The organism is Nitrospira sp. Ecomares 2.1, from assembly GCF_965152585.1.
On record NZ_OZ224219.1, the window covers coordinates 3,684,534 to 3,696,438 of the forward strand.

At 48.2% G+C, this 11,905-nt stretch carries 8 protein-coding genes; 2 read left to right on the plus strand and 6 right to left on the minus strand.

Features of this window, described 5'->3' with window-relative positions; all coding sequences use genetic code 11:
• Positions 1-66 precede the first annotated feature (66 nt).
• The 6 genes from ACWHYD_RS16290 to ACWHYD_RS16315 form a co-directional block, all read right to left on the minus strand.
• Positions 67-1,209 carry an acyltransferase family protein gene (locus tag ACWHYD_RS16290; RefSeq protein ID WP_447963077.1) on the minus strand — a complete coding sequence of 381 codons (1,143 nt, stop codon included), beginning with the start codon at positions 1,207-1,209 and terminating at the stop codon, positions 67-69.
• 313 nt (positions 1,210-1,522) lie between these two features.
• Positions 1,523-2,953 carry a tol-pal system protein YbgF gene (ybgF, locus tag ACWHYD_RS16295; RefSeq protein ID WP_447963078.1) on the minus strand — a complete coding sequence of 477 codons (1,431 nt, stop codon included), beginning with the start codon at positions 2,951-2,953 and terminating at the stop codon, positions 1,523-1,525.
• 57 nt (positions 2,954-3,010) lie between these two features.
• Entirely contained in the window at positions 3,011-3,757 is a 747-nt protein-coding gene (locus tag ACWHYD_RS16300; protein ID WP_447963079.1) for an OmpA family protein, read from the minus strand.
• 582 nt (positions 3,758-4,339) lie between these two features.
• Positions 4,340-6,286 (minus strand): diguanylate cyclase domain-containing protein, encoded by a 1,947-nt coding sequence (locus ACWHYD_RS16305; RefSeq protein ID WP_447963080.1) that lies wholly within the window; start codon positions 6,284-6,286, stop codon positions 4,340-4,342.
• Between the two features lie 219 nt (positions 6,287-6,505).
• The gene (locus ACWHYD_RS16310; RefSeq protein ID WP_447963081.1) at positions 6,506-7,231 is read right to left on the minus strand and encodes a nucleotidyltransferase family protein; all 726 of its coding nucleotides are present in this window, start codon (positions 7,229-7,231) and stop codon (positions 6,506-6,508) included.
• A 22-nt stretch (positions 7,232-7,253) separates the two neighbouring features.
• The gene (locus tag ACWHYD_RS16315) at positions 7,254-8,363 is read right to left on the minus strand and encodes an aminoglycoside phosphotransferase family protein (RefSeq protein ID WP_447963082.1); all 1,110 of its coding nucleotides are present in this window, start codon (positions 8,361-8,363) and stop codon (positions 7,254-7,256) included.
• Between the two features lie 729 nt (positions 8,364-9,092).
• Here ACWHYD_RS16315 and ACWHYD_RS16320 point away from each other — a divergent pair.
• The gene (locus ACWHYD_RS16320) at positions 9,093-10,964 is read left to right on the plus strand and encodes a glycoside hydrolase family 15 protein (protein ID WP_447963083.1); all 1,872 of its coding nucleotides are present in this window, start codon (positions 9,093-9,095) and stop codon (positions 10,962-10,964) included.
• A gap of 42 nt (positions 10,965-11,006) precedes the next feature.
• Entirely contained in the window at positions 11,007-11,900 is an 894-nt protein-coding gene (gene gnd / locus ACWHYD_RS16325) for a phosphogluconate dehydrogenase (NAD(+)-dependent, decarboxylating) (protein WP_447963084.1), read from the plus strand.
• Positions 11,901-11,905 lie beyond the last annotated feature (5 nt).

Here is an 11,905-nt window from a genome sequence, read left to right on the forward strand (position 1 = left end):
TATCGCATCACACCTGTTTCAAAAGCTTGGAAATTGACATTCTGCTACTCCATACATAGGGGCAGCTTATCCATTGATACTCTGAGTCAGGAATTGGTGGGGCTGTGTTCTTCGATCACCTATTTTTCGCTTGAGATAATCCCTGGTAGGTTTTTCAATCCAGAAATAGCACAAGGAGGCAACCGCAATCACAAAACCAAGAATTCCACATAAATGCATCCACAACAGAGGTTGATTGAGTTCTGAATTCACTCCTGAATAGTAATCATTAAATTCGGATCGAACAATTTCTAATACCGGGTAGTGAACCATGTAAATCCCAAATGAGATGGTTCCTAAAAATACAACTATCTTATTCTCGAATATTTGAGCAATTCCCATTCGTGCATTTGCCAAGGTTACAATAATAAATGGAATAAGGGGATACAGAAACACAATTGGAAGTCCCAATATCAGGAACGCCATGAAAACCAATAAAAAAACCAGACACCAACGAGATGCCCGCAAAGGATCGTTGAGTATGTCAAAATGCTTCTGAACGCAAAACATCATGCACCCTAATAAAAATCCATTCAACACTCGAGCCACAGCCACCCAACCGTAATGCCATTCCCACTGCCATTGAAAGAAGATTATGCACATCGGGTACACGGTGACCAGGAAGAAAATAATCAGGAGTTGAAAGTCTCTTCGTCGAATCGGAATCAGAAGTTTTATAATAATTGGATAACAGAGATAGGCTATCCATTCGGCACTCACGGACCAGGCAGGAGTATTCAACGAAGGATTTACCCAAATATTTGTGAGTGTGCCATTACGAAAGACATCTCCATACGAGATGGCCTTTTGATCCCAAAATCCAAGGAAAGCAGCTGCGATGAGTACAACGACGACAACCAGATGCATTGGATAAATTCTCGCCAATCGAAGCGAAAGAAAACTCCCGACTCCATGCAAAGTCAATCGACCTTCAAATTCATGGCGATGCACATACGTCAGAATGAATCCGCTAAGGACAAAAAAGACATCAACCGCATAGAATCCTTGGAGAATAATATTTTTTCCTAACCCCCATTCAATCTTTTCATAGAATCCCGGCAAGTACCCATCTGACGCCCCAAAACACACGTGCAGAAGCACGACCCATATCGCTGCAACCCCCCTGAGGCCTGTCAAGGTTGGAACATTTTCCCTGTTCCGAGATAGCATAGTTTTGTGATCAGAGTTGATAAACCACCGTAAGCGAAGCTTCGGTCTGTGAAGGGAACATCTTGAATAGGGTCCTAGGAAAATCTTGCATGAAGCAGACTTCGGACCTACTTCTACTATTCACGGATTATGAGGAGAGGATTCATTTAAGAATGACTATAAAACCAGGCACTTTTCTCTGGAATCATGACAGGGACGAGCTGGCAAGTTCCTCGTTCCCTGAACAGACAAAACATCCGCTCCAGGAGAAAAAATTCCGGTATGGTCTATGTGAGACAAGATGAGATAAAACGATGCAGGGGTAATTGGAAATTCAGGAAGGGTTATCGAGGAAGGCATTCACTTCTTGGAGACGACCGTACGCTTTGCCGGCTTCTGGGCTTTGGGGGTGGGTCCGTACAAGTTGTTGAAAAACCGACCGGGCCATTGGAAGCTCCCGTAATTCGATATGCGAAAAGGCGATTTTAAGGAGGGATGCCGGGACTTTATTGCTGGAAGGGTAAAAGGCAAAGACTCGTTCAAATTCATCAATCGCTTCTTGAAACCGTCTTTCCCCGTAATAACACTCCCCCAACCAATATTGAGCATTTGAGGCTAACGGAGAGTCTGCAAAAGTCCGCAAAAATGTCGAAAATCCCTTGGAAGCTTCGCTAAATTTACCCTGACGAAGAAATGACATCGCCCGGTCATAAATCACCTGAGCATTTTGCATATCGACATGACCGGAAGAACCAGTTTTTGAAGGCCCTCCCAGAGCCGGCAGAGTCCTCGATAGTTGAGATGAAGGAGCATACGCGGCAACCGACCCAGTCATAACTGGATGAGAACGTTCCTTGGTGGCAAATAAGCCATCCATCGCATCTGACCGCGACGATGGTGGAGTGCGTTGATTAGTTAAATCTCTGGTAACAGCTGACCGCGCTGACGGATCTCGGCTTTCAGGCATTTGAGCATTGGAGGAAAGGGAACTATTGCGTTGACCAGCCACAGGGGAGAGTTTCTGTTCATGTTCATCCAATCGCCCCCCGAATGTGACACTGACTTTTTCTAACGTCCCGACCACCGACTGTATACTTCGCCGGACCTCTTCAAAATTCGCCTGGACCTGCTGCGCCTGAGCATCATGTTGTTGCGCCTTGAGTTCGATCTGTCTGCGTAACTCCCCTACCTGCTGTTCCTGTTGGGCAACTTGTTGGCGAAGAGAAGCGAGCACCTGTTGGTAATCCACTAACGAAGTCCGGAATTCGCCTAACTTACCTCCTTGCTCCGTCAGAAGTTGCTCTTCCCCTGCCAAACGATCTCGAAGTTGATGCACCAGAGGCTCAGATTGCTGAAGCTGGGTTCGGACGTCCTTCATATCCGACTCATACCGCGCCATTATTTTGGTTAATTCGCTAACCTGATTCTGATTGCTTTCAACCCCCCCCCGAACCTGGGAAAGGTCCGTTTCCTTTAAGGTGGCAAACTGATCCATCACTTCGGCACGAGCATGCAGTAACTCCTGAATCTCAACTCGCTGTTTGGCGATAAGGGTATTCGCTTTTTCCAATGACGTATTCGCCTCACTCACGGCTTGCTGAAGTGATGTTTTACTCTTATCCAGCTGGCCGATCTTGGCGTCCAATTCACGTTTGATTCGTACCACATCCGCCTGCTGAGCCATACACCCAGCCAAGATCACGTTCAAGCCCACAATGACAAGTCGAACACTCCAACGATACGAAAACGAATGAGGGCTTAGCATAACATCTCCCTTATCATCTCAGAGACCCTTAAACAGGCCATGGCCGGCAAGAGCCTTCTACCAATTCTGGCTGTTAGCCACATAGGGCATCGGTGTCGAGGCCACACTGATATCCAGAACGAGATGAGCTCGCCGATTCTTCCGGAAACACGGTTCAGTCGAATCCCAACAGGCTGGGCTCTCCTTACCGAATGACATCACATGAAGTCGTTCAGCAGGGACTCCCAAACTTGAAAGATAGGTTTTGGTGCGAATCGCACGCTTTTCACCTAGGACATGGTTATACGAAGCCGTCCCCCGATCATCGCAATGTCCTTCAATGGTAATCTCGGCATGCGGATGCGCTTTCAGCCAATCCGCGTTGGCGACTAATGTTGCCTTGGCTTGTTCATTAAGTTGGAAGCTATCAAATTCAAAATGCACATCCCGCAAACCGCTTTGTGCGGTCAATTGTTCCGCACGAGTCCGATCCTCCCAATAATCATTGGGAGAGTCAGAAGGCGTGAGACCAGACCCAAATGTATTATCCTCCCGGATCAAGGAATCTTTCTCAAGCAAATCGGAGAAAGTCCCTGCCCCTTCCGGGAAATACCCCTCCACAGCGGATGACCCATTGTTTAGTGCTTGATCTGAAGGTTCCGTTGTAAAATCTCCCTGTGCGGCCACCGCAGTCGGGGCGCCAGATTTTTTGCCATATTTATGAACTCCCTGAGAAGACCGATGTCCACACCCTGTGGCCAGCAACATCATCAGAATCACTATTCCCCAAACATAGATTCTGCGGGTCAATGAATGAACAGTCATATTTCGAACTCCTTGTTCAACAGCACAACGAACAAACCACGAAATGCCTCTTGAAATTCTTCAACTACAATAAGAATTAGCAAAAACAAGGCCAAGGGACTATGCCGATACGATAGGCACTCCTCGTCGAGCCGTTTCGATCACAAAGTCCCCCTCGCTTTCAAACAGTTATAAGAAAAGCGCCCACACCAATTACCTCAAATTCCATAGATGTATTGCAGAGTTAGGGGTTTCACCTCAGAGCTCGGCCAAGAACCATCCCCAAAGCCCTTCTGACAATATGGTACAGGATTTAGGGAGATATTAATGGAGGAGTTGGGAAAGACCCACCACAACAAGAAGAGGCGAGTGATATAACAGAAGCAGCATTTAATCAACAATCGTGGCTTTTTCTCAACGCGTTTTAAAGGACACAAAAACATGGGAGATTTTTAGGCGGGAAAAGTATGCGCGGGATCAATGAATTTTTGAAGAAGCCGGCCGAGCACAGTCAGTTAGTGAGAAGGATGAAGGGAATCCCCATTTTGGGAGAATGGACGGCCTCGGGATGAATACAGGAGGAGAGAATTAGGGTGGCAAGGACTATTCATCGTTCCATTCAGACGTGGCAAACCTCCAGCATTGCCCACCACATTCTTTAGCCCGATACATCGCCTGATCAGCAATTTCTACCAATCGATGGGGATCCGTGGAATCCTTGGGATAAACCGAAATTCCAATACTGATTTGAATAGGAATTTTTTCTTTTCCTAATCGAATGGGTGGAATAAGGCATTCTAGAATTTTCAAGGCTACCTGACGAATATCCTGAACATGTTCAAGCCCTTGAAGAATCACGGTAAATTCATCCCCGCACAAACGCGCAACAGTATCGGTCGATCGCACACAAGTTGTCAGACGTTCCGCCACGATGCGTAAGACGCGATCTCCAGTCTGATGACCATGATAATCATTGATGGTTTTGAAATTATCGAGATCCAAAAAGAATAATGCCAGTAAGGTTCCATTCCGTCTGGCTTGCGCCAACGCCTGCTCCAGGCGGTCTTCAAACATAATTCGATTCGGGAGATCGGTTAACGGATCGTGATAGGCCTGATGCTTCATCATCAATTCTTGTGTCTTCCGGGCAGTCACATCATGCCAGATCACCACAAAATGCGTGAGGTTTTCCCGTTCATTAAGCAAAGGAGTCACCACTTGCTCAAAAACCAGAGATTGACCATTGGTACCCGTTTGCAAAACCTCGGTCTTCACGAAATTGAATTCTGGGGTGAAGGGATCTGACAGAGACCTCCTGACTTGCAGTTCTGCATGAGGAAACGAGCTCAACGGAAAACCCAACAGTGATTGAGTCGCGGAGCCATGCAAAGCGGCATAGGCTTCATTCACCCACTCCAAACGTCCCTGGGTGTCTGTCACACATATTGGATCAAATACTGAGCCCAAAGCCACACTTTGCAATCGCCATTGATCCAGCTGCTTTCCATGCGCTATCAACCGTTCGATTTCATATCCTAATGCTTGCAACCATCCAAGTACCGTCGGATCAACCGGCTGTGGGCCTTGAGAACCCACCACCAGCATACCGGAACAATTCTCTTGAAAAGACAAGGGAATACTCCAGATTTGGTGTAACTGCAATCCCGGCGGAAACCAGACCATGCCACCTTTGGGGGAAAGACAAGAAGAAAGAAGTAACATTTCAGATGCCTCACAAGCTTGAAAGAACTCAGCTTGCTGCGAAACCTCACTCCACCACAGAGCTCCCTGAGATTCCCAATCAAAAGCCTCTGCTATCGCATGCGCGCGTAACTGGGGCACACTACCCTTTCGCACAGTGGCCACCCACACAAAGGGAAAACCAAAGGCTTGCACAAGGGCATCACAAATCTTCGTCAGACACACATCCAGACTCTGACCGGCATACAATTGCGATTCGAGACTCTGCATCAATTGGGAAAAAGGCTGAGAGGAAGAGTACTCCGCTTCCAGGGTCAATCCCCAGTGCCACGCAGTCACCTTCTGCGACTGATCGACCATAGGCGTTACCACACATGGGATCGTTCGCGATGGTTTCCCCGCTGGGAGAATCGTCAGCATGCTATTCAAGAGTTTAGGAGGAACGTCAAGCGCACAAAGATGGTTTCGAAGAATTTCCCATTCCTCATGAGCAACATAATCGGCAATGGAAACCTGCCCTATTTCACCCAGATCCATTCCCAGGACATCACCCACCACCTCATTGGCCATGAGGACCACACCATCACACGAAGTCACGAAATGGATCTGAGGTGGTTCCGGTAGAAGAGTGGGAGCCCTCAGCGAAACGGGCTGACTGCAACCCGAAAGCAATTCGGCTGTAGGATATGGGTCGGAATTTGTCGAAAGTATTTCGGTAAGTCGACCCGTCAATCGGTGAAGGGCTTGGGTAAGTTCCTGTTCTTGAGTATCGGAAAGATCACTCGATTTCGCTTGAAAATCCCGCAAGGACTTTTCTAGTAGATGATGGAGTTGATTGAAAATGGCCACGATTACCCTCACCCTGCCGCAAGGAATGGGAAAAACACAGGGAGTATTTAGATAATAAACCCGATATCGATATCTTTTGGCAAGCTTCTCTGGACGTCAACCCGTCAAAAGGGGGTGCGATTTTTGGCGCCAATTCCTAAGCAACCTATTCGCAGCATATCCCAGACAACTCAATCCATGGAGGAAAATGCTGGGCAGCCTATCATCAGAAGGACCACCTTAGGTCTTAAGAGCTATCACTCCGGCCTCCACATCGGCTTGCGCCTGAGCATAACGGGCCATCGTTCCAATATCGGACCAGTAGCCGTCATGAAGAAATCCAAATAATTTTGTCCCCTCCGCAAGCTCATTCGTATAAGAATCGATGATGGAAAACGATCTATCCGCAGGAGCATCGTGGAGAATAGATGGATGGAGAATATGAACCCCGGCAAACATTCGTTCAGACAGGGGGCCAGTTAATTCGGCATTGCTCATTCCCCGGCCATTTATTCTGATAATGCGATTTTGTGCGTCCGATTCAACTGCCCCCCATTGGGCCGCTTGCGGATCATCTCGAAGGACCAAGGTGGCCAGACCACCATGAGTCTGATGGAACTCGACCAATGTCTTCACATCCAAATCGATCAACGTATCACCATTTATAACCAAAAACGGGTGTTGCCCAAAAAACCACTCAGCCGCTTTTAATCCCCCACCCGTTCCCAACAGGGTTGGTTCACGAGAATACCTCACCTGCATATCCCAACCTGATCCATCACCAATCACCTCTTCGATCAAATGCCCCAAATAATGGAGATTGATAATGACATCACGAATTCCAGATGCTCGCAACATCAACAAATTCCAAATAATGAGCGGCGTTCCTCCAACCGGCAATAAGGGTTTGGGAATCGTGTTGGTCAACGGCCGAAGGCGAGTACCCAGACCCGCGGCCAAAATCATGGCCTTCATAATAAGCAAGAAGTTAGCGCCATTCAGGAATATACGGAGAGAGATGGGTGAGCAGTCGGTGGAGTTGGGGATATTTATCTAAATTAGCACGAACATTCTTTAATGTCTGAGGAATTGAGGCCAAAAAGCTTGAATTCCCTTTCACACGATCAATGTATACGAACCGCCCGGCAGCCTTCAGATTGCGTTGAATACTCGTAAAATCAAATAGCCGACGAAACGCCACAGGATCATGTAATAGCATAGCCGATTGTTGCGACAATGATAAATTCTTCCGCATTCCTTCTATGTAACGAGCAATAAGACGATCGATTAGCTCCTCATCGAGAGAGATGTAGGAATCCCTCAGCAGGGAGGCAAGATCATATGTGACAGGGCCCATCAAGGCATCTTGAAAATCAATGACGCCCAAACGTTCCCCATCCACCATCAAGTTACGGGAATGGTAATCACGATGGGTAAATACCTGCGGTTGCGCAGTCAACCATTCAGCAATCTCCTTGAATTCCTCTCGGACTGGCATATAATCGTCGACACACATGGGCCGACCTCTCGCCACAATGCCATATTCCAAAAAATGGTCAAACTCCCAGAGATACAGGGCCACATCAAAAGATCGTGTAAAGGCCACACAGGGAAAAGTAGAAGCACGTGAGGCCTGGAGATGAAGGTGAACGAGTTGATCAATGGCCTGGCAGTATAGATCCTCCCCCGTGCCGGGAGAAGACTTCTGCCAGGCTTGGGCCAGCGTCACGTCACCAAAATCCTCAAGATAGAGCAGGCCAGAGGATTCATCGTAAAAATATAACACGGGAACCTGAACGCCATTCTTTTGCAGATGTTTCAGAATATTCGTGAACGGCAATTCGGTGATTTCTCCCCCGGCCCCACTTACAGCCTCCTCAGAGACTTTAAAGCCTTCCGGGTCGGCTAACTGCATCAGAATCAGAGAAGTAACTGGAGCCATGGACAAGTGCAAACGGTAATAACGACGGTTCGAAGCATCGCCCGCCAACGGTATGCATTGCTCAAGTTCGGCAGTGAACGGAAGATGGTTTCGGAGGGTAAAGGACACACGCGAGAGATCAAGACCCGTCGAAGACGGAGAAGTTTGTGGCGTCATTTCATTTGATTATATGGCCATACCAACTTTTTGTCATTAATTAGGAAAGAAGACAAACTCATTTTGCAATGGAATTCCTCTGCCCAGGCTCGAACGCATTGGAGACTCGGAGAATTTGGAGAAGCATAGGCAAGACCAAAGGATGCCCTGCTTACTAACTGACGACATCTTTCTACCCTTGCATTTAAGATTGAGAAAATTTTGACGAAAAGTAGTAATAAGAGAGGGAAACGCCTCACAAACCACCATAATCACCCACAAATGTAAAGGTGCACTATGGAAATCACCAATTCATCCCCGCCACCTCTTCCTCCAATTCAGTCCTCCTCAGCAGTGGAGGATGGAGATGTGGGTCAGAAAGGAAATTTTTTTAGCCGCAACAGAAAAACCCCTCAACAAAATTTTGGGAAACACTCCGAAGAACCACCACTCCAGATAGATCTCTCAACACGACTCATTGATATCATGGTGTAACACTGGTTACTGCTTGATTTTTCATGTTTACCCCTCCCCTAAATCTTAACGCCATTTCGGATTTTGATCACGGGAAGAAATACTCCGCAGATGCGCTGCGCATAATTTTAAATTTCGTCCTTGGGTTAAACTAAGTCTAGATATTGAGCCTTAATAATTATTTTATCGCTATATGTAGTGCTTATTGTTCTATTTTGGGTATATTAGTTTTCGTCTTTCTTGATTCAGCCATATTTCTTCTGATGAGAACTATCCGTGAGCTATAAAAACATCGGCGATTACGGGATTATCGGGGACCTGCATACTATCGCTCTTGTCGGTATCGATGGATCCATTGATTGGTGTTGCCTTCCACGATTTGACTCCCCCAGCATATTTGGAGCCATTCTTGATCATAAAATTGGAGGATATTTCAAGATTGCCCCCGTCACCAATGGCAATACCCGACAAATGTACCTGCCGGAAACCAATATTCTGCTGACCCGGTTTCTGCAACATGATGGGGTCGGCGAACTCACTGACTTCATGCCCATCGAATCGGACGAAGCCGGATACCGGCCTCGCCGCCACCAAATTATCCGAATGCTCTCAGTTGTCCGTGGAACCGTCACCTTTCGACTTGAATGCACGCCCGCATTTAATTTTGGCAGGAATCCTCATGACATCGAGACCCGACCAAAAGGCATCATCTTTCAATCCGGAGATCAATCCGTGGGATTGGTCAGTCCCATTCCCCTTCATACGCGGGAAAACTTCGCTTATCAGGAATTCACACTCCATCAGGGCGAAAGCCTGACCTTTTTTTTGGAATACTTGGAAGTCAAAAACGGCGACCAGTTGTTATCCACCCCCGAATCCGGCGACGAAGCCTTTCGCAACACCTCCGCCTTCTGGCAGCGCTGGCTGGCACAATGCCAATACGATGGTCGATGGCGGGAAGTGGTCCATCGTTCCGCCTTAGCCCTCAAACTCCTGACCTATGCTCCCACCGGAGCCATTGTAGCGGCTCCCACAACCAGTCTTCCTGAAAATATCGGGGGCCCTCGAAATTGGGACTATCGCTATACCTGGATTCGGGATGCGGCCTTTTCTATATATGGGCTATTACGTCTGGGATTTACGGTGGAAGCCAGTCGGTTCATGGATTGGCTCAATGCCCGTTGTTGCGAACTCAATCCGGACGGATCTATCCAATTGATGTATGGCATCGACGGTCGTCGTGATCTGACCGAAGAAGAATTGCCCCACCTGGATGGCCATCGCAGTTCCCGCCCTGTTCGCATCGGCAATGGCGCCGCTTCTCAACTGCAAATGGATATGTATGGCGCACTGATGGACGCCGTCTACCTTTACAATAAACACGGCGCGTCCATTTCCTACGATCTCTGGGTGAATCTCTGTCGTCTCCTGGATTTCGTCTGCAACAATTGGGAGCAACCTGATGAAGGCATTTGGGAAGTCAGAGGAGGACGCCGTCATTTTGTCTATTCCAAAGTAATGTGCTGGGTAGCCTTAGACCGCGGCATTCGTTTAGCCGATAAACGAGGATTTCCAGGTAACAGGGCTCGATGGATGGAGGAACGCGACCGGATCTACCGGGAAATTATGGAACGGGGTTGGAATGCCGAGATTGGGGCCTTTGTCCAATCCTACGACAGCGAAGCGTTGGATGCCGCCAACCTGATCATGCCTCTCGTGTTCTTCGTGTCTCCCACCGATCCTCGCATGCTCTCAACCATTGACCGCACACTCGAGCAACTGGCATTAGGAAGCCTCGTGTACCGTTATGAAAACGGGAAGGCCGCATCGGATGGCCTGGACAGCGAAGAAGGCACCTTTAGCATGTGTACCTTTTGGCTTGTGGAAGCCCTGACGAAAGCTGGGCGATTGACGGAAGCGCGACTGATCTTTGAAAAAATGTTAAGCTATGCAAATCATCTTCGATTATATGCCGAGGAAGTCTCACACTCGGGTGAACAGTTAGGAAATTTCCCCCAGGCCTTTACGCATTTTGCTCTCATTACGGCCGCCTGCAATCTTGATCTGGCTCTCAATACGAAACGGGCTGCCCACACGGTCGTGAGGCGTCATCGACCGTCATCATCGCCCTCACGTCAGTCCCATTGAGAAATGAAGCGCCCGCCAACCGTGATCATAGGAGAATCGCATATGGACATCGGTTTTATTGGACTCGGCAAAATGGGGATGAACATGGTCACTCGATTGAGCCAGGGAGGACATCGGGTCGTGGCCTATGACCGCTCGGCGGCCCTAATCACCGAGGCCGAAACAAAAGGGGCAACTGCGGCTTCGTCATTGGAAGATTTGATCACCAAATTACCCAAACCGCGAGTGGTATGGGTCATGGTACCCTCAGGGCCACCCACTGAAGAGACCGTACAATATCTTGGAAAGATCCTGGAGGTGAACGATATCATCATCGATGGAGGCAATACAAAATTTCATGATGACGTTCGCCGGGCTGCCGATCTTCACCCCCATGGCATCCATTATATTGATGCTGGAACCAGCGGTGGTATTTGGGGATTGCAAGTCGGCTATTGTTTGATGGTTGGTGGAAAACCGGAACCCGTCAAACGATTGGCCCCCATCCTCACAACTTTGGCTCCGGAAAATGGATGGGCCCATGTGGGGGACCATGGCGCTGGACATTACGTCAAGATGGTTCACAATGGCATTGAATATAGTATGATGCAGGGATATGCGGAAGGCTTCGAGCTCATGTCCAAAAGTGAATATAACTTGAATCTCCCCGCAATCGCCGATCTATGGATGCATGGCAGTGTAGTCAGGTCCTGGCTACTTGAACTAGCAGCCGGAGCACTTAAACAGGATCCTAAGCTGGAACAATTACAAGGCTACGTTCAGGATTCCGGCGAGGGACGATGGATGGTTATGGATGCCATTGAAAAGGACGTACCGGTTCCCACTCTGACGACCGCGTTATTCACGCGATTCCGCTCCCGGCAGAACACCTCCTTCGCGGAAAAAATGTTAGCAGCACTGCGAAAGGCTTTTGGGGGACATAGCGTCCGACTATAACCCGT

Bases quoted from the DNA above. Each gene is read 5' to 3' on its own strand.
- ACWHYD_RS16290 (WP_447963077.1), bottom strand. From the start codon at position 1,209: ATGCTATCTCGGAACAGGGAAAATGTTCCAACCTTGACAGGCCTCAGG.
- ybgF (WP_447963078.1), bottom strand. From the start codon at position 2,953: ATGCTAAGCCCTCATTCGTTTTCGTATCGTTGGAGTGTTCGACTTGTC.
- ACWHYD_RS16300 (WP_447963079.1), bottom strand. From the start codon at position 3,757: ATGACTGTTCATTCATTGACCCGCAGAATCTATGTTTGGGGAATAGTG.
- ACWHYD_RS16310 (WP_447963081.1), bottom strand. From the start codon at position 7,231: ATGATTTTGGCCGCGGGTCTGGGTACTCGCCTTCGGCCGTTGACCAAC.
- ACWHYD_RS16315 (WP_447963082.1), bottom strand. From the start codon at position 8,363: ATGACGCCACAAACTTCTCCGTCTTCGACGGGTCTTGATCTCTCGCGT.
- gnd (WP_447963084.1), top strand. From the start codon at position 11,007: ATGGACATCGGTTTTATTGGACTCGGCAAAATGGGGATGAACATGGTC.